The 18,027-nt window shown below is 71.0% G+C and carries 14 protein-coding genes, 1 tRNA gene and 1 pseudogene; 4 read left to right on the top strand and 12 right to left on the bottom strand.

The window, feature by feature from the left end; translation table 11 throughout:
• Positions 1-95: 95 nt before the first annotated feature.
• From ACFY0P_RS31125 to pgsA, 3 genes and pseudogenes are all read right to left on the bottom strand, one after another.
• On the bottom strand, positions 96-1,256 hold the full coding sequence (locus tag ACFY0P_RS31125; protein ID WP_388920384.1) for a glycosyltransferase family 4 protein: 1,161 nt from the start codon (positions 1,254-1,256) through the stop codon (positions 96-98).
• Complete coding sequence (locus tag ACFY0P_RS31120) at positions 1,253-2,161, bottom strand: phosphatidylinositol mannoside acyltransferase (protein WP_388920383.1); 909 nt, start codon at positions 2,159-2,161, stop codon at positions 1,253-1,255. Before ACFY0P_RS31120 ends, ACFY0P_RS31125 begins: the two co-directional genes overlap by 4 nt.
• Positions 2,158-2,893: pseudogene (gene pgsA / locus ACFY0P_RS31115) on the bottom strand (phosphatidylinositol phosphate synthase). The gene ACFY0P_RS31120 and the pseudogene pgsA overlap by 4 nt, the downstream one beginning before the upstream one ends.
• A 223-nt stretch (positions 2,894-3,116) precedes the next feature.
• Between pgsA and ACFY0P_RS31110 the strand changes: the two are divergent.
• On the top strand, positions 3,117-5,315 hold the full coding sequence (locus ACFY0P_RS31110) for an elongation factor G-like protein EF-G2 (RefSeq protein ID WP_388920381.1): 2,199 nt from the start codon (positions 3,117-3,119) through the stop codon (positions 5,313-5,315).
• 153 nt (positions 5,316-5,468) lie between these two features.
• Positions 5,469-7,112, top strand: coding sequence for a hypothetical protein (locus tag ACFY0P_RS31105; RefSeq protein ID WP_388920380.1), 1,644 nt, complete (start codon positions 5,469-5,471; stop codon positions 7,110-7,112).
• A gap of 113 nt (positions 7,113-7,225) precedes the next feature.
• Here the strand turns inward: ACFY0P_RS31105 and ACFY0P_RS31100 are convergent, their stop codons facing one another.
• Positions 7,226-7,789: an HIT domain-containing protein gene (locus ACFY0P_RS31100; RefSeq protein WP_351960534.1), complete on the bottom strand. Its 564-nt coding sequence runs from the start codon at positions 7,787-7,789 to the stop codon at positions 7,226-7,228.
• A 67-nt stretch (positions 7,790-7,856) separates the two neighbouring features.
• On the opposite strand from ACFY0P_RS31100, the gene ACFY0P_RS31095 reads away from it, so the two are divergent.
• Positions 7,857-8,516 carry a potassium channel family protein gene (locus tag ACFY0P_RS31095; protein WP_388920378.1) on the top strand — a complete coding sequence of 220 codons (660 nt, stop codon included), beginning with the start codon at positions 7,857-7,859 and terminating at the stop codon, positions 8,514-8,516.
• A gap of 27 nt (positions 8,517-8,543) precedes the next feature.
• Here ACFY0P_RS31095 and thrS read toward each other — a convergent pair whose 3' ends face one another.
• From thrS to ACFY0P_RS31080, 3 genes are all read right to left on the bottom strand, one after another.
• On the bottom strand, positions 8,544-10,520 hold the full coding sequence (thrS, locus tag ACFY0P_RS31090; RefSeq protein ID WP_388920375.1) for a threonine--tRNA ligase: 1,977 nt from the start codon (positions 10,518-10,520) through the stop codon (positions 8,544-8,546).
• A 120-nt stretch (positions 10,521-10,640) separates the two neighbouring features.
• Positions 10,641-11,867, bottom strand: a complete 1,227-nt coding sequence (locus tag ACFY0P_RS31085) for a hypothetical protein (protein WP_388920372.1) — start codon at positions 11,865-11,867, stop codon at positions 10,641-10,643.
• A complete protein-coding gene (locus ACFY0P_RS31080) occupies positions 11,864-12,430 on the bottom strand; it encodes a DUF4365 domain-containing protein (protein ID WP_388920370.1) in 567 nt (188 codons plus the stop codon). Before ACFY0P_RS31080 ends, ACFY0P_RS31085 begins: the two co-directional genes overlap by 4 nt.
• 168 nt (positions 12,431-12,598) lie before the next feature.
• Between ACFY0P_RS31080 and ACFY0P_RS31075 the strand changes: the two genes are divergently transcribed.
• A complete protein-coding gene (locus tag ACFY0P_RS31075; RefSeq protein ID WP_388920367.1) occupies positions 12,599-13,324 on the top strand; it encodes a 3'-5' exonuclease in 726 nt (241 codons plus the stop codon).
• 33 nt (positions 13,325-13,357) lie between these two features.
• On the opposite strand, the gene ACFY0P_RS31070 is transcribed toward ACFY0P_RS31075, so the two are convergent.
• From ACFY0P_RS31070 to ACFY0P_RS31050, 5 genes are all read right to left on the bottom strand, one after another.
• On the bottom strand, positions 13,358-13,762 hold the full coding sequence (locus tag ACFY0P_RS31070; protein ID WP_388920364.1) for a nuclear transport factor 2 family protein: 405 nt from the start codon (positions 13,760-13,762) through the stop codon (positions 13,358-13,360).
• Between the two features lie 144 nt (positions 13,763-13,906).
• A tRNA-Val gene (locus tag ACFY0P_RS31065) sits at positions 13,907-13,981 on the bottom strand.
• Positions 13,982-14,020: 39 nt separating this feature from the next.
• On the bottom strand, positions 14,021-14,467 hold the full coding sequence (locus ACFY0P_RS31060) for an SRPBCC family protein (RefSeq protein ID WP_388920361.1): 447 nt from the start codon (positions 14,465-14,467) through the stop codon (positions 14,021-14,023).
• Positions 14,468-14,585: 118 nt separating this feature from the next.
• Positions 14,586-17,324 carry a Tat pathway signal sequence domain protein gene (locus ACFY0P_RS31055; RefSeq protein WP_388920358.1) on the bottom strand — a complete coding sequence of 913 codons (2,739 nt, stop codon included), beginning with the start codon at positions 17,322-17,324 and terminating at the stop codon, positions 14,586-14,588.
• A gap of 96 nt (positions 17,325-17,420) precedes the next feature.
• The gene (locus ACFY0P_RS31050; RefSeq protein WP_388920355.1) at positions 17,421-18,023 is read right to left on the bottom strand and encodes a hypothetical protein; all 603 of its coding nucleotides are present in this window, start codon (positions 18,021-18,023) and stop codon (positions 17,421-17,423) included.
• Positions 18,024-18,027 lie beyond the last annotated feature (4 nt).

Raw genomic sequence — 18,027 nt, 5'->3', positions numbered from 1 at the left:
AGGCTGGGGGAGGAACTGCGCGACCAGCCACGACGGCGCCGCACCCGTCAGACGGCACCGGCACATCGCGGCGCTCCCAGCGAAGCGCTCGGCGTCTAGTCCCGCGCCAGCCCGAACCGTGCCCGCAGCCCCGACCGCTCGTCCGCCGCCACCGCCGCCGCGCCCGCCGTCACCGTCTCGTAGACGGACAGGATGTCCGCGCCCACGGTGGACCAGTCGAAGCGCCGTACGTGCACGCTGCCGCGTGCGCGCAGCCCGGCCCGGCGCTCCGGGTCCGCCAGGAGCCGTACCGCGGCTTCCGCCAGCGCGTCCGCGTCCTCGTTGGCGAAGAGTTCGCCCGCCGCCCCCTGGTCGAGGACCTGGGCGAAGGCGTCGAGGTCGGAGGCGAGGACGGGGGCGCCCGCCGACAGGGCCTCGACCAGGATTATCCCGAAGCTCTCGCCGCCCGTATTGGGCGCGATGTACAGGTCGAGGCTGCGCAGGAAGCGGGCCTTGTCCTCGTCGCTGATCATGCCGAGGAACTCGACACGGGGGCGCAACTCGGCGGGAAGGGACTCGACCGCGGCCTCCTCGTCGCCCCGGCCTGCCACCAGGAGCCGGGCCTGCGGGCGGGCGGCGAGGATCCTGGGCAGGGCCTTCATCAGGACCGGGAGGCCCTTGCGGGGCTCGTCGATGCGGCCGATGAAGCCGATGGTGTCGCCCTCCCACTCGGGGCGCGGCTCCGCATTGGCGAAGAAGTCGACGTCGACGCCGTTGGGGATCACGACCGCGTCGCCGCCGAGGTGCTCGACCAGGGTGCGGCGGGCGTACTCGCTGACCGCGATCCGGGCGCTGATCTTCTCCAGGGCCGCCTGGAGGATCGAGTACGCGGCGATCATCGCGCGGGAGCGCGGGTTGGAGGTGTGGAAGGTCGCCACCATCGGGCCCTGGGCCGCCCAGCAGGTCAGCAGGCCGAGGGACGGTGAGGTCGGCTCGTGGATGTGGACCACGTCGAACGCGCCCTCGTGCAGCCAGCGGCGCACCCGCGCGGCGGACAGGAAGCCGAAGTTGAGCCGGGCCACCGAGCCGTTGTACGGCACCGGGACGGCGCGGCCGGCCGAGACGACGTAGGGCGGGAGCGGGGTGTCGTCGTCGGCGGGGGCGAGCACGGAGACGTCGTGGCCCAGGCGGATGAAGTACTCGGCGAGGTCGCGGATGTGGAACTGGACGCCACCCGGGACGTCCCAGGAGTAGGGGCAGACGATGCCGATCCTCACGACGGTCCCTTCGCGGGGTCGAGGTCCGCGAGCCACAACCGCTGCAGCATGTGCCAGTCCTCCGGATGGTCGGCGATCCCGGTGGCGAAGGCATCGGCCAGCGCCTGTGTCATGACAGACGTCTTCGACGCCTTGTCACCTGACTCGGGTACCTCGATGGGGGCGTGCACCCGGCCCTTCATGACGGGGGTGTCGTCGTACCAGAGCGTCACGGGCAGGAGGAGCGCCCCGGTCTGCTGGGCCAGCAGGGCGGGTCCGGCGGGCATCCGCGCGGTGTCGCCGAAGAAGCCGACCTCGATGCCGGAGGCGGACAGGTCGCGGTCGGCGACCAGACAGACCAGGCCGCCGTCGCGCAGCCTGCGGGCCAGGGTGCCGAAGGCGGTGCCGCCGCTGTGCGGCAGGACCTCCATGCCGAGGCCCTCGCGGTAGGCGACGAAACGGTCGTACAGGGTCTCGGGCCTGAGGCGCTCGGCGACCGTGGTGAACGGGGTCTTCAGCTCGGTGGTGACCCAGGCGCCGGCCAGGTCCCAGTTGGCCAGGTGCGGCAGCGCGAGGATGACACCGCGGTCCGAGGCGAGGCCGTCGGTGAGGTGGTGGACGTCCTTGGGGACGAAGCCGGCGCGGATCCGGTCCTCGCTCCAGGACGGCAGCCGGAAGGACTCCATCCAGTAGCGCAGGTACGAGCGCATGCCCGCGCGGGAGAGCTCGCGCAGCCGCTCGGGGCCCGCGTCGGGCAGCACGCGCGCGTAGTTCGACTCGAGCCGCTGGACGCCCTTGCCGCGCTGCTTCCAGGCGAGGTCGGCGATGGAGTTGCCGAGGCGCACCGCGACCGGTTCGGGGAGCTTCTTGACGGTGCTCCAGCCGAGACCGTACAGAGCGTCGGTGACCCGGTCGGCGGCGGTCACGGGGAGGCCTCGCTCCCGTGCGAGGCCTTCTCGCGCTCGGCCGCCGCCTCCGCCTCGGCGGACTCCCGGCGGACCGTGACGACCCGCTGGACCAGGGTGACCAGGCTGCCCACGGCGACGATCCACAGGGCGATCGGCAGCAGGATCTGGATGTGCGGGACGCCGAACTTGTGGAAGCCGGCCAGACCGGCCGCCACCAGCGAGATGACCAGGCGCTCGGCGCGCTCCACGAGACCGTTGACGGCCACCGGCAGCCCGATCGACTCGCCGCGCGCCTTGGTGTACGAGACCACCTGGCCGCTGGCCAGGCAGAAGATGGAGACCGCGCAGAGGACGTTGTCGTTCCCGTTGCCCGCGTACCAGAGGGCGAAGCCGCCGAAGATCGCGCCGTCGGCGACCCGGTCAAGGGTGGAGTCCAGGAAGGCGCCCCAGCGGCTGGTGCGGCCCAGCTGGCGGGCCATGTTGCCGTCCACCAGGTCCGAGAACACGAACAGCGTGATCACGATCGTGCCCCAGAAGAACTCGCCCCTGGGGAAGAAGACCAGCGCGCCCGCGACCACTCCGGCCGTGCCGAGGAGCGTGACCGCGTCCGGGCTCACGCCCCGGCGGATGAGAAACGTGGCGAACGGTGTGAGGACACGCGTGAAGAATGCACGCGCGTACTTGTTCAGCATGGCCTTCCCGACGGTCGTTGCGCCGTGCGGCCCCTGCTGGCCACCCCGGCTGGCCCATCGTAGCCACGCGCGCGTGTGTGCGACGGGCGGGCACTCTCAGACGGGACCGGCGGCCGGGTGGGAAGGGTCCCGCGGGCACGATCACGTCCTTCGTATGGACGCACCGTGACGGGAGTGGAAAGCTCGAATAACCGCGGGCGTCATCGGAGCCGCCACCGCACGCGGCCCCGCCCTGCTCGCCCGCGCCCACAGAGACCTCACCGTGCACGGGAGGCAAAACCATGGGCGACAAGGTCAAGGAACACCCCGGAGCCGCCGGCAGGGCAAGGGCGGCCGACCACCCCGCGTCTGTACGGAATGTGGTGCTGGTCGGCCACTCCGGATCGGGCAAGACCACCTTGGTGGAGGCGCTCGCGCTGACCGCGGGAGCGGTGAACCGGGCGGGCCGGGTGGAGGACGGCGGAACCGTCTCGGACTACGACGACATCGAGCACCGGCAGCAGCGCTCCGTACAGCTGTCGCTGGTACCGGTCGACTGGAACGGAATCAAGATCAATATCCTGGACACCCCGGGATACGCCGACTTCGTCGGTGAGCTGAGGGCCGGTCTGCGCGCCGCGGACGCGGCCCTCTTCGTCGTCTCGGCCTCGGACGGGGTGGACGGCTCGACCCGGATGGTGTGGGAGGAGTGCGCGGCCGTCGGGATGCCGCGGGCGATCGTCGTCACGCACCTGGAGGCCGCCCGCGCGGACTTCCAGGAGATGACCCGGGTGTGCGCCGAGGCGTTCGGCGCCGACGACCCCGACGCCGTACTCCCCCTGTACCTGCCGCTGCACGGCCCGCAGGGTCCGGACGGGCACGCGCCCGTGACCGGCCTGGTCGGGCTGCTCACGCAGAAGCTGTTCGACTACTCCACCGGGGAGCGCAAGGAGTCCGAGCCGGGCCCCGACCAGCTGCCGGACATCGAGGACGCCCGGAACCGGCTCATCGAGGGGATCATCGCGGAGAGCGAGGACGAGACCCTCATGGACCGCTATCTGGGCGGCGAGCAGATCGACCTCAAGACGCTGATCGAGGACCTGGAGCGGGCCGTGGCCCGTGGGGCCTTCTTCCCCGTCCTGGCCGCCGCCCCGGCCGCCGAGGGCGCCCGTCAGGGCCTCGGCACGGTCGAGCTGCTGGAGCTGGTCACCGGTGGCTTCCCGACACCGTTCGAGCACCCCACGCCGGGCGTCACCACCATCGACGGCAAGCCACGCGACATCAAACCGTGCGACACCGGTGGCCCGCTGGTCGCGGAGGTGGTGAAGACCGCGTCCGACCCGTACGTCGGCCGGGTCTCGCTGGTCCGGGTCTTCTCCGGCACGCTGCGTCCCGACGAGACGGTCCACGTCTCCGGGCACGGCCTCGCCGACCGCGGCCACGAGGACCACGACGTCGACGAGAAGATCGGCGCCCTGTCCACGCCGTTCGGCAAACAGCAGCGGCCGGTCACCCACGTCATCGCCGGTGACCTGGCGTGCGTGGCGAAGCTCGGTCGCGCGGAGACCGGCGACACCCTCTCCGGCAAGGACGACCCGCTGCTCATGGAGCCGTGGGAGATGCCCGACCCGCTGCTGCCGCTCGCCATCGAGGCGCACAGCAAGGCGGACGAGGACAAGCTCTCCCAGGGCCTCGCCCGCCTTGTCGCCGAGGACCCGACCATGCGGCTCGAACAGAACCAGGACACCCACCAGGTGGTGCTGTGGTGCCTCGGCGAGGCGCACGCGGACGTCGCCCTGGAGCGGCTGCGCAGCCGGTACGGCGTCCAGGTCGACGTCGTCCCGCACAAGGTGTCCCTCCGGGAGACGTTCGCCGGGAAGTCCGCCGGGCGCGGCCGGCACGTCAAGCAGTCCGGCGGGCACGGGCAGTTCGCGATCTGCGAGATCGAGGTGGAGCCCCTGCCGGGCGGCTCCGGCATCGAGTTCGTCGACAAGGTGGTCGGCGGCGCGGTGCCCCGGCAGTTCATCCCGTCGGTCGAGAAGGGCATCAGGGCCCAGGCCGTCAAGGGAGTCGCCGCCGGCTACCAGCTGGTCGACGTACGGGTCACCCTGCTCGACGGCAAGGCGCACTCGGTGGACTCCTCCGACGCCGCCTTCCAGACGGCGGGCGCGCTGGCCCTGCGGGAGGCGGCCGCGGACGCCAAGATCCATCTGCTCGAGCCGGTGGCCGAGGTGTCCGTGCTGGTCGGCGACGACTACGTCGGCGCGGTGATGAGCGACCTGTCCGGGCGGCGCGGCCGGGTGCTCGGCACCGAGCAGACCAGCGGCGGGCGCACCCTCATCAAGGCCGAGGTACCGGAGTTCGAGATCGGCAGGTACGCGGTCGACCTGCGCTCCCTCTCGCACGGCACGGCCCGGTTCAGCCGCTCGTACGTGCGGCACGAGCCGATGCCACCGCAGATCGCCGAGAAGATTCGCGAACAGGCCAAGGAAGCCTCCTGATCGGTGTCACGGGGAGTGTTCGGCGGGCGGCTTCGGCCGTCCGCCGAACGCCTGTCAGTGGCTGGGGATACTCTGAGTACTTGATCAACAGGTGTGCGGAGTACGGAAGTCGGGAAGGCCGCAGAAGCGGGACGGCGGCAAGTGGGGGCGGGAATGAGCTTCGAGGACTTCTTCGGGCCACAGGTGCCCAGGCCGGGCGGCGAGGCGCAGGCACCGACCTATGCCCTGGCCTCGGCGGCCTACCGGGACACGCCGATGGAGGAGATCAAGAAGGCCGACAACGAGTGGCACCAGTCCGAGGTCAAGGAAGGCCGCAAGTGGGCGAAGATATTCCGGCCCAACTTCGGTGAGGCATACTCCCAGGCGGTCATCGACCGCATGCTGGGCGTCGGCCGCAAACCCCTGATCCAGTCCTTCGGCAGCGAGCCCCAGATGGTCGTCGAGCACTGCCTCGCGGCCAACCGCATCCGCCGGGAGCGCGACACCAGGCTCACCGCCGTCATGTTCCTGTTCGGCGTGCTCTTCCTGCCCGGCCTGCTCGTCTGGCTGGCGGTCTTCCAGCTCCGCGCCACCATGCTGAAGGCCGACAACAAGCGGGTCTCCGGGCTCGGCAGCGCCCTGCTGGCCGCCGTCGGCGTCCTCGCGGTCGTCTTCCTGATCCGGATGCCCCTCGCCGGCTTCTGGGGCTGGTACGCGCGTGGCTGCGTCGTGCTCCCCGTCGTCGGCTGGTTCCTGGCCAAGCGGCTCTGCGAGCGCACCGCGCGGGATCTGCGCGAGGCCTGGGACGGTCTGCTCTCCGGCGGCAGCGTCGGCGCTAAGGTCCCCGAGGCGGTGCCCACCAGCCCCGACCAGGCCGCGGCCGAGCAACTTCGCCAGTCCCTGGCCCGGCTCAGCGCCGAGCAGCAGTCCAACTCGGTCTTCTACGCCGGCCCCAAGGGCATACTCGGCATGGGCACCCGCTGGGGCTCCTGGCACCTGGCCGAGGAGCTGGTTCCGCTCGATCCGGTCAAGGGCGTCCACGAGTTCCGCGCCTGGACGGTGGTCCGGGAGATCGAGAAGGAACTGAGCGTGCTGCACCGGCAGCACCTGAAGACCGGCGGCTTCCCGACACCGCAGGTCAAGCACTGGATCGTCACCCATGTCGGCGAGGGCGCCAAGGAGGTCTCCAGGCCCGAGGGGACCGACTACCAGGTGGGACCCGCCGACGTGGAGCGGATCTGCAACAACAACCACTTCGGCAAGGGCGAACGGCACTACCTGGGCGTGCAGTGGCCGCACCTGTGGGACGGCGGCCTGATCATCACGATGATGGCGACCGTGACCGTGCTGAAGGAGACCCTGCGGATCGAGGTCACCGGACACGCCCTCGGTCCGGTCAACGGCCTGTTCAGCGGCAAGCCCGAGGCCCCCACCAAGACGGTCGCCAAGACCGTCCGGTTCTGGGAGACCCGGACCGTCAAGCTGCCCCTGGTCACCCCGGACGAGGTGGTGCGGCTCGCCGCCCGGGCGGCGATCAGCTGGTATCCACCGCTGCTGAAGTGGCTCGGCGGTTCCATAGGCCTGCCCGAGCCGTTCGGCCTCCGGCACGCCTGGGCCGACCAGCCCTGGAAGCACCGCTTCATGGCCGACGACGCGCTACGCGCGGCCACGCCGGTCCTCCGGGCGGTGCACCGGGCCGCGTTCACCGTGCTCAAGGATCACGACGTCAACATGGACAAGTTCAACGCGCGGGCGGGAGCGCTCAGCGGGTCGGTCCAGGAGGCGTCACCGAAGAAGGCCGACACGTACGACGCGTGAGCCCCCGGCGGTTCGGCCGAAGGGCCGGGTGCGGGCACCCGCCCTGGGGGCTGCCGCCCGCGGACCCCCGCTTCGGCCTGAACGGCCTCGTCCTCAATCGCCGGACGGGCTGCTCAGTGTGACGTCGGCCAGGCCTCGGCCAGCATCTTCCTGGTGTCCGCCAGCAGCTGCGGCAGTACCCGCGTGTGGCCCACCACCGGCATGAAGTTCGTGTCGCCGCCCCAGCGCGGCACGATGTGCTGGTGCAGGTGGGCCGCGATGCCGGCGCCCGCCACCGTGCCCTGGTTCATGCCGATGTTGAAGCCGTGGGCGCCGGACGCCGTGCGCAGCGCGGTCATCGCCTGCTTGGTCAGCTCGGCCAGTTCGACCGTCTCCGGGCCGGTCAGGTCCGTGTAGTCGGCGACATGACGGTACGGGACCGTCATCAGATGGCCGCCGTTGTACGGGTAGAGGTTGAGCACCGCGTAGACGTGCTCACCGCGCCGGACGATGAGCCCGTCCTCGTCGGACTTGGCCGGGATCGAGCAGAAGGGACAGCCGTCGTCGGCTCCCGGGCCGGTCGGCTTGTTCTCACCCTGGATGTAGGCCATCCGGTGGGGCGTCCACAGGCGCTGGAACGCGTCCTGCGTCCCCACTCCGATCTGCTGCTCCGGCTCACTCGTCATGCTAGGCAGCATATGGCTTCGCCCGTTCGCGGCGTGTCGCCGGGGCCGGGGGAAAGCGCCCGGCGGAGAAGCTGGACGGATGCACGACGACAGCCGGCTGAACCGCTGGGACCGCAGGACCGACCTGCCGCTCGGCATCGCGTCGCTGGTCTTCCTCGGCTCGTACGCGGTGCATGTGCTGGAGCCGAACCTGCCGGAGGCCGCGCACGCCGTGTTCCTGTCGCTGATGTACACGGCCTGGGCGCTGTTCGCCGTCGACTACGCGGTGCGCTGGCGGCTCAGCGGCGAGGGGCCGCGGTTCGTACGGCGGCACTGGCTGGACACGGTCGTCCTCGTGCTGCCGCTGCTACGGCCGGTGCGGGTCGTGCGGACGTACGAGTCGATCCAGCGCCGGCACGGGGAACCCCGGATGGCGTTGCACGCGCGTGTGGCGGCCTACTCGGCGCTGTCGATCTCACTGCTGGGCTTCTCGGGTGCCCTCGCCGTCTACCAGGCCGAACGCTCGGCCCCGAACGCGAACATCCGCACCTTCGGCGACTCCCTCTGGTGGACCTGCTCGACCCTCTCCACGGTCGGTTACGGCGACTACGTCCCGGTGACCACCCTGGGGCGGTTCATCGCCGCGGGGCTGATGGCCTGCGGTCTGGCACTGCTGGGCACGGTCACCGGGTCGTTCTCGTCGTGGATGCTGCAGCGGTTCTCGCTGAGCGAGGACGAGCGAAGGCCCCCGGAGAACTGATCTCCGAGGGCCCCTGCCGGAGGCGGATCAGACCTGGGTCCGCTCCTCGACCACCTTCACGATCTTGGCGATGGCCTCGTCGAACGGGATGCCGTTCTCCTGCGAGCCGTCGCGGTAGCGGAAGGAGACCGAACCGGCCGCCATGTCCTCGTCGCCCGCGATGACCATGAAGGGCACCTTCTGCTTCTGGGCGTTGCGGATCTTCTTCTGCATGCGGTCGGACGACGCGTCCACCTCGACCCGCAGGCCCTGCTTCTTCGCCTCGGCGGCGAACTTCTGCAGGTACTCGACGTGCCCGTCACCGATCGGGATGCCGACCGCCTGGACCGGGGCCAGCCAGGCCGGGAAGGCGCCCGCGTAGTGCTCCAGGAGCACCGCGAAGAACCGCTCGATGGAGCCGAACAGGGCGCGGTGGATCATCACCGGGCGCTGCTTGGAGCCGTCGGCGGAGGTGTACTCCAGGTCGAAGCGCTCGGGCAGGTTGAAGTCCAGCTGGACGGTCGACATCTGCCAGGTGCGGCCGATGGCGTCCTTGGTCTGCACGGAGATCTTCGGGCCGTAGAAGGCGGCGCCGCCCGGGTCGGGGACGAGCGGGAGGCCCTGCTTCTCGGCGACCGCGCGGAGCGTGTCGGTCGCCTCCTCCCAGACCTCGTCGGAGCCGACGAACTTCTCCGGGTCCTTGGTGGACAGCTCCAGGTAGAAGTCGGTGAGGCCGTAGTCGCGCAGCAGGTTCAGGACGAAGGTGAGCGTCTTGTCGAGCTCCTCCGCCATCTGCTCCTTGGTGCAGTAGATGTGCGCGTCGTCCTGGGTGAAGCCGCGGGCCCGGGTGAGACCGTGCACGACACCCGACTTCTCGTACCGGTACACGGTCCCGAACTCGAAGAGGCGCAGCGGCAGTTCACGGTAGGACCGGCCGCGCGCGTCGAAGATCAGGTTGTGCATCGGGCAGTTCATGGGCTTGAGGTAGTAGTCCACGCCCTCGTCGAGCTGCATGGGCGGGTACATGCCGTCGGCGTACCAGTCCAGGTGCCCGGACGTCTCGAAGAGCTTCCCCTTCGTGGCGTGCGGGGTGTAGACGAACTCGTAGCCCTCCTCCTCGTGCCGGCGGCGCGAGTAGTCCTCCATCACGCGGCGGACGACGCCGCCCTTGGGGTGGAAGACGGCGAGGCCGGAGCCGATCTGCTCCGGGATGGAGAACAGGTCCAGCTCGCTGCCCAGCTTGCGGTGGTCGCGCTTCTCGGCCTCGGCGAGGAAGTCCAGGTACTCCTTGAGCTCGTCCTTGGACGGCCAGGCGGTGCCGTAGATGCGCTGGAGCATCGGGTTCTTCTCGCTGCCGCGCCAGTAGGCGGCCGCGTTGCGCATCAGCTTGAACGCCGGGATCAGGCGGGTGGACGGCAGGTGCGGACCGCGGCAGAGGTCCTTCCAGCACAGCTCGCCCGTCTTGGCGTCCAGGTTGTCGTAGATCGTCAGCTCGCCGGCGCCGACCTCGACGTCCGCGCCGTCGTCCGAGGACGCCGAGCCCTTCAGGCCGATCAGCTCCAGCTTGTACGGCTCGTCGGCCAGCTCGGCGCGGGCCTCCTCGTCCGTGACGACCCGGCGCGCGAACTTCTGCCCGCGCTTCTGGATCTCCTGCATCTTCTTCTCGATGGCCTTGAGGTCATCGGGGTGGAAGGGCTTCTCGACGTCGAAGTCGTAGTAGAAGCCGTCCTTGACCGGCGGGCCGATGCCCAGCTTGGCCTCGGGGAAGAGCTCCTGGACGGCCTGGGCCATGACGTGCGCGGTGGAGTGGCGCAGGATGTTGAGGCCGTCCTCGGAGGAGATCTCGACGCCCTCGACGGTCTCGCCGTCCTTCACCTCGTACGCGAGGTCCTTGAGCTCACCGGCCACCCTGGCGGCGATGATCGAGCGCTCGCCGGCGAAGAGCTCGGCGGCCGTAGTGCCCGTCGTCACCACGCGCTCTTCCCGCTCGGAATCGCGTTGGATGATCACACGGACGTCTGACACCGGTCTCTCCTGACTGAAGGTGGATGCGGCGCCATACCAGGAGCGCGCGCAATACCGGATCGTACCGACCCGGCCCCACCGACTGCGAAACGGTCACCCTTTGTGAAGAGCGGTTCCCGGTCAGTCGCAGTCGTCGCCGCTGCACGCCTCCTCGAAGAAGTCGAGGTTCTCCTGGAGCGACTTCATCAGCCGGTCCCGCTCGGCCTCGTCCACCTGGACCGGCGCGACCCCGAAGGCGCCGGTCAGCCGCCGGAAGCCGCCCCGGCTCTCCAGCCGCCCGTGCAGGCGCACCGGGAGTCCGACGAGGTGGGCCTGGCCGGCGATCCGGTAGTCCTCCTCGTCGAGGGTGACCCGGACGTACGGCACCTCGGCCCCGGCGATCACCCGCAGCCGTACCGCACCCTCGCCGCGCGGCTCGGAGCGGCGCATCCGGACGACGGTGCCGGTGATCCGGACCGCGACCGACGGTTCGTCGCGCAGGTAGCGGGCGCCGGCCTCGCGCAGCACGGGCAGGTCGCCGGGTGAGAACTCGATGGGCTCAGTGGTGGCGGCGCAGTCGTCGGGGACGCCGGCGCCCGGCGCCCACTCGACGGAGACGCGGGCGCCTTCCGTGCCGCGGACGAGCGTCACGAGGGCGTCGGTGAGCTCCCGGCTCACGCCCGCCTCGACGGCGCCGTCGAAGGCGTCCATGCCGCCGGTGGCCCGCTGGTAGTCGATGGCCTCGCGGGCGGCGTAGAGGGCCTGGTGGAGGCGTACGGCGAGGGGCCGGCCGGTGCCGACGGGCACGAAGGCGGCCAGGCCGCGCCCGGCGTCCGCCGAGCCGACGAGGACGGACTCCAGCATCGCGGCGGCCGCGCGCTTGTGCCGGGCGCCGTAGTACCCGGCACGCGCGCGGGTGGCGAGCGCACCGGCCAGCAGGGTCTGCCGGGCGGCGGTGCGCAGCTGCTCCTCGACCGTCCAGGACGCGGCATCCGCCGGTCCGCTCGGCACGTCCCGCCACCAGCGGATCTCGTCGCTGGGGACGGCGAGCCCGACCAGCACCTCACGCGCGGCGGGCGTACCGCTGCGGACGAGAGCGGTGAGCGCCTCTCCGAGCAGGTCGTCACTGTCCGGGAAGGCGCGGCTCTCGGGTACCAGCAGGCTGGTGCCGGTGCTGCCCGGCCCGGGTGGGGTCCAGCGGCCGTAGCGCCCCGGTGCTCCCCCGCGCCGCTGCCAGCCGTGCCGGCGCAGCAGGGCCCCGAGCACGGCCGGGTCGACCTCGGCGGGCTCGGGGGGACGGTTCCAGTGGGGGTCGTCGGGATGCGGCCGGACCTCCCGCAGCTGCTCCTCGTACGGACGGTGCCTCATGGCCTGCCTCCCGTCCCGACCCGCGTCATGATCTCGCAGAGCGCCCGGTCGTCGAAGATGCGCGAGGTCGGAACCCGCACGGTGGTCCGGTGCCGGCCGGTGACCGGGTGCCCTGCCAGGTTGACCCAGTAGCAGCAGTGGCGCAGATCGAGCCGGTCGTGGCTGGCGCGCAGCCAGTCGTCCTGGGAGCGCGGTACCAGCATCACCACCAGGATCTTGTGCACCGACACCGGTGTGCGGGCGAGCTTGCGCAGGTGGTCGTTGTCCAGCGTGAAGGAGAAGAAGCGCCCCGGCGGGTTCGGTGCGATCTGGTACGTGCACTTGAGCTGCACCTTTATCGTCACCTCGTCGTCGACGGTGTGACCGGGCGAGCCGTGGCTGACGTGCCAGTCGATGCCGTTGTCCGGGAACGGCTGCGACAGCGAGCAGCCGGCCGCCGCCGCGACGGCATGCAGATAGCCCACCTGCAGTGTCTCCATGCAGGCGGTGGTCGCGAGTGTGCCGCGATGGGGGCCCGTACGTTCGGGCAGCAGCCCGCCCCGTTCGGGCTGCGCTATCGCCATGACCAACAGCCTTCCCAGCCAGGAGTTTCCCCGTGGCGGGCCGCTGAACTGCAAAGACCCGCACTCCTGTTGTGTCCTTCCGGCGTACGTCGCAAACGGCCCGGGTATCACCAAACGGGCAGAAGACGGAACGTCACCTGCCGTGGGTGAACGAGGAGTTGTATTGGCATGACGTGCTGGTACGAGGGGCCCCTGGCGGCCTTCGACACGGAGACCACGGGCGTGGACGTGGAGACCGACCGCATCGTGTCCGCCGCGGTCGTCGTCCAGGACGCCCCGGGCACCCGGCCCCGGGTGACCCGCTGGCTGGTCAACCCGGGTGTGCCGGTGCCGGAAGCGGCGACGGCGGTGCACGGGCTCACGGAGGAACACCTGCAGCGCAACGGCCGTTGGCCGGCGCCGGTGATGCATGAGATAGCCGAGGAACTGGCCGAGCACGCGGCGATGCACCGCCCGCTGGTGGTGATGAACGCGCCGTTCGATCTGACGCTTCTGGACCGGGAGTTGCGCCGGCACCGGGCGTCCGCACTGGACCGCTGGTTCGAGGCGAGCCCCCTGCTCGTCCTCGACCCCCGGGTCCTGGACAAGCATCTGGACCGCTACCGCAAGGGCCGCCGGACCCTGACCGACCTGTGCGCGCACTACGAGGTCACCCTCGAGGGCGCGCACGACGCGGGCGCGGACGCGCTCGCGTCCCTGGAGCTCGTACGGGCGCTGGGCCGCCGATTCGCGGCCCGCCTGGAGCGCCTGACCCCGGCCGAGCTGCACACGTTGCAGGCGACCTGGCACGCGGCGCAGGCGCGGGGCCTCCAGGCGTGGTTCACCCGCAGCGGCACGCCGGAGACGGTGAACACGTACTGGCCGCTGCGGCCGGATCTGCCGACGGCGGCGTGACGGACGGGGCGCCGTGACCGGCGCCCCGTCCGATCAGGCTCTCGTGATGGTCCGTCCCGGCATCGGCTCCGCGAGCGCGACCCGCCGGGCCGGCGCGCCGAACGGGTCGGCGAAGTACTGCGTCTCATGCACCACGCGCTGATCGGCGAACTCCATGATGCTCACCGGGTACGAGGGCACGCCGTCGTAGGTGATGACGCATTCGCTCACCCACAGGTTCGCGCGGCCGGTGATCCGCTGGACGGTGAAGTGCCGGTCGGCCGGGTGCCCGCCGCGTTGCGCGGCGATCGCCTCGCGCCCCCGGAAGCGCTCGCCCGACTGCGGGTGGTCCAGGATCGCGTCCGCGGCGTAGACCGCGTGCTCGGCTTCGATGCCCCCGCGTTCCGATGCCCGCCAGTGCTCCTCGATCGCGGACCTGATCCGGGAGTCAGCATCCATGGCACCGCCCTTCCGTGGCGCTGCCGGCCTGGGCACCCCGACGCGGCCGGCCGGGCGGGCGGGCGCGGGCCGCCGAGTCCACCGTTCGGCCGGATCCCGGAACGGCAAAAAGGCCGGTCCGCTGCTGCGGACCGGCCTTCCCGGTGGTGGGCGATACTGGGTTCGAACCAGTGACCTCTTCGGTGTGAACGAAGCGCTCTCCCACTGAGCTAATCGCCCGGGAACGCAGAGAACGATACAGGTACCGGCGGGTTTCGTTCAAACCGCTTGGAGGTGGCTGAGCAGTCCGCGCCGCCCGGAGCTCATCATCAGCCGGTGGTTGAGCCGGAAGAACGGCCGCCCCAGCAGGGCGAGTCGCCGCAGCAGCGGCTTGTGGACGTCGACGACCTGGTCGTAGCGGGCGAGGGTGCCGGCACCGTCGGCGGTGATCGTCCAGCGCGCCCAGCCTTCGATGTCACCGGTCATCGAGATCTCCAGCACGCCGGCCTCGGGGTCGCGCCGCGCCTCGCGTGCGGTGAACGTGAGGTCGTACGGGAGGAACGACCGGATGGTGAGGACGGCGACGGAGTCGTCCAGCCGGTTCACCGAGCGCACCTGGGGCCACCAGAGCGGGTACTCCTCCACCTTCCGCAGCGCCTCGTACACGGTGGTGAGCGGTACCGGGAGGGGCCACAGGCTGCGGAAACGGTAGTGGTTCCAGTCCATGGCCGCAGTCTGTCGCAGACCGCGGATCTGAGTACGCGTACTCATGCCCGCGTGGAGTGACCTGGACCACACTCGGCGGTACGAGCGCCGCCGCCCGTGCGACGGCGCTCCCCCGCCTCTACGAGGGCATCCCGTCGCCGAGCAGGGCCAGGTTCTCGATGGCGGCGAGCCCGTACAGCGCGGTGTCGTTGGAGGACACCCAGCTCGCCTCGCTGCCCGCGACGAGCGTGACCGGGCCGGTGAGCGGCTCGGTCTTCCACGGCGAGGACTCGGTGTAGCCGTCCGAGTCGTAGAACTTCGTCCACGCCCGCTTGGCGAGCGTCGCGTCGCCGGTCTGTACGGCGGCGTACGCGTCGAGGCGCGAGTGGCCCTGGAAGAGCAGCAGGGTCCCGAAGTTGGCGCCGTAGCGTGCCGCCTGTTCCGCCTTGGTGGCGTTGAAGTAGCGGCAGTAGTCGAAGTACACCTCGTTGAACTTCGGCATGTCGACCAGGTAGATGAGTTCGGCACAGAGTTCGTTGAGGCCGAAGACGGCCGAGAGGTGGGAGACGGAGACCACCGGGGTGGTGGCGGTGGCGAACTTGCCGGTGTCCAGGTCGTAGAGGCCGCTGCCCTGGACGAAGCCGTTCGGCTGGGCGGCGATGCCCTCCATGGTCGACAGGACGCGGGCCTTGGCCTTCTCCCACTGGGGGCCCTTGCGCTCCCACTCGGTCAGCCAGGCCGAGACCAGGCCGCTCCAGTCGGTGCCGAAGCCGATCGACAGGGCGTGCCGGTCGGGGGTGTAGGGGTCGGTGCGGACCTTGCGCTGCGGGTCGAGGACGAGGAAGGTCTCGTCGGAGTCGACGTTGGCGGCCATGAGGTCGCCGACGCGTTCGTCGGCGGTGAGGAAGTAGTAGAACCGCCGGTAGGTGGTGTTGGAGATGCGCTGCTGCTTGGCGCTGTCGGCGTAGTGCTGGATGCCGTGCCGGGTGCCGAGGCCTGCCCACTGGCCGATGTGGTAGACGTCGACCTCGCCGGTGTGCCGGGTGAGTGCCTCGGCGAACCGGAAGATGTCCGAGCGGCCGCTTCTGAGGTACGCGTACCAGAGCCAGAGGTCCGGCGAGAGCTCGGAGTTGTCCCAGGCGTAGCCGCCGACGTCGTACCGCCACTGGTGGCGCACGGTGTCGTAGGTGTGCATGAAGTCGCCGTAGTCCCAGAAGCCGTACCAGCGGCGCTGCTCCACCTGGTCCTTGTAGTAGGTGAAGAGGAAGTCGAGATGGTCCTCGATCTTCGCCTTGGCGGCGGTGGAGCGGTCGGGTTCGGAGTAGAGGCCGGGCCCGAAGACCTTGGCCTTGATGAGCTGCCTGGGCGGGGCGGCGAGCTGCGGCAACGTCCGTACGGCCGCGACCTGTTCGGCCAGGACGTCCGCCGAGGGGGTCGACTCGTTGGCCCAGAAGAGGAGTTCGGAGGTGCGGGCGATGCCGTACGGGGTGCCGAACCCGGGCTCGTAGTCCTCGTAGGTGATGTTGAGGCCTTCGAGCTGCTTGGCGTAGGTGTCCTGGCCCATGCCGTCGTGGTAGAAGCGCAGGTCCATCGGCTGGGCCTCGGGCGACCAGAGCCAGAGGGTGACCTCGGCCGTGTCGGTGTGGGCGTCGCGGATGTCGAGCTGGGCCGGGAACTTCTCCCAGAAGTCGCGCAGGCCGAAGGAGAGTCCGCCGCTCGCCCCGCCGACGTACCCGAACCCGGAGGCCCGCTTGCCGCCGCCGGCCGCGATCCAGCCGTACCCCTTCTTCGTGCGCTTGCGCAGGGTGAAGCCGTCGGCGGAGAGCTGGGCGAGGCTGTAGTCGCCCCAGTGCGGGATGTACTGGAGACGGGTGGTGACACGCTGGTCCCAGGTCGCGGGGTCGGCGAGCTTCTGCCCGGCGTACTGGGCCGCCTGGACGGACGCGCCCGGGTCGCGGCGCAGGCCGGTGATGCCCTGGACGGCCTCCCGCAGCAGGCCCGTTCCCTCACCGCCGATCCGCACATGCCGGTCGTACGCCTCGTCGCGCATCGGCACGCTGAAGCGGACCCCGAGCCCGCGGATGAAGTCACCGCTCGCCCTGCCCGGCTCCTGGGTGCCGTCGTAGGTGATCGTGTGGACCATCCGGAAGGAGTCCGCGCCCGCGTAGAAGTAGAGCCGGATCGAGAACGGCAGCCACCTGCGGCTTCCCTTGCGGTGCTTGCCGTCGATGCGGACCACGGCCCGGACCGGGCCCTCCTGTTCGACGGTGACGGAGTCGATCGCCCCGTCGAAGCGCTCGGTCCTGACCGTGCCCTGGTCCTCGTCCTCGATCTCGGGCTGGCGGATGAGGACCAGCCGGCCGTCCTTGGCGATCTCGGTGGAGCCGCGGGTGACGGACTTGACGATCGTCGAGCCGTCTTTGCCGATCTTCACGGCGATCACGCCGGTGGAGACGTCGATCGTGCCGCCGCGCTGGTCGACGGTGACCTGCTGGGCGGGGGCGGCCGGTTCGCCTGCCGCCAGGGTGAGCTTGCCGGCGCCGGAGCCGACCGCGTGGGCGGTCCACTTGAGGGAGCCGTCGGGCCAGTAGGCGATCGGCCAGGACTGGACGGCGACGTCCGCGCCGTCCTCGTCGGTCAGCGCGAAGGTCTGGTCCTCCCGGAAGGCGCCCATCGGCCAGGGCACGCCGACGGTGGAACCGGGCGCGGCGCCGAGGCCGCCGTCCTCCAGCCAGTCCAGGGTCACCGGGTCCGCGTCGGTGGTCTCGGCTCGGGGTGCGGCCTGCGCGTCCTTCGCACCCAGCGCCCAGCTGAACTGGGCGGCGGCGCCGGCGACGGCGGCCGCCTTGAGGAGGGACCTGCGGGGGATGGGAGACATGGTCCGCCTTTCCTTTCCGAGCGAGCATGGGAGTAGTCAGGGGCATGACAGCGGCAGCTGCGGCGCCCGAGGCGCCGCCCCCTGCTGCGAGGCCGGTCAGCCGTGGCGGCGCCGGTGGCGCTCCTCCACGGCGACGGCCGCCGCCGCGACGGCGCCCAGCACGGGCACCGCCAGCGGCGCGATGAGCAGGGCGGAACAGACCACGAGGACCGCTCCCCCGACGAGCAGGAAGGATCCGCCGGGGTCGAGGACGGTACGACGCCCGGCCGCCGCGAGCAGGGTCCGCCAGCGGCCGCCGGGCGACCAGACGGCTGCCGCGCGCAGCCCGGCGACCGCGAGGCCGATCACCGCGAACAGGCCCACGGCCCCGACGAGCGGCCCGCCGGGCAGCCCCGCCCGCACGGCCCGGACATCCACCCAGGCGACGGCGACCGCGACCCAGCCGGCGAGCCCGACGAGCCAGCCCCGGCGGACGGCGGCCCGGAAGTCCACGACGAACTCCCGCCAGCCGCCGCTCACCTGACCGGTGCGGCGGCGCAGATGCCGGGCGCCGGCGGCGAAGGCGGCCGGGTAGGTGACGACACCCAGGGACGCGACCGCGATCCACACCCCGGTGAGCAGGCACTCGGCGAAGACACCGAACCGTTCGGAGAAGTTCGGGGTCGTGGTCCGTGTCGTTGCCCGTACGTCGTCGGCCACGGCC

This window comes from Streptomyces sp. NPDC001714, from assembly GCF_042892755.1.
In the GTDB taxonomy this organism is placed as follows: Bacteria; Actinomycetota; Actinomycetes; order Streptomycetales; family Streptomycetaceae; genus Streptomyces.
Note: the sequence above shows the minus strand (reverse complement) of the source record. Positions and strands in the feature narration are given on the sequence as shown.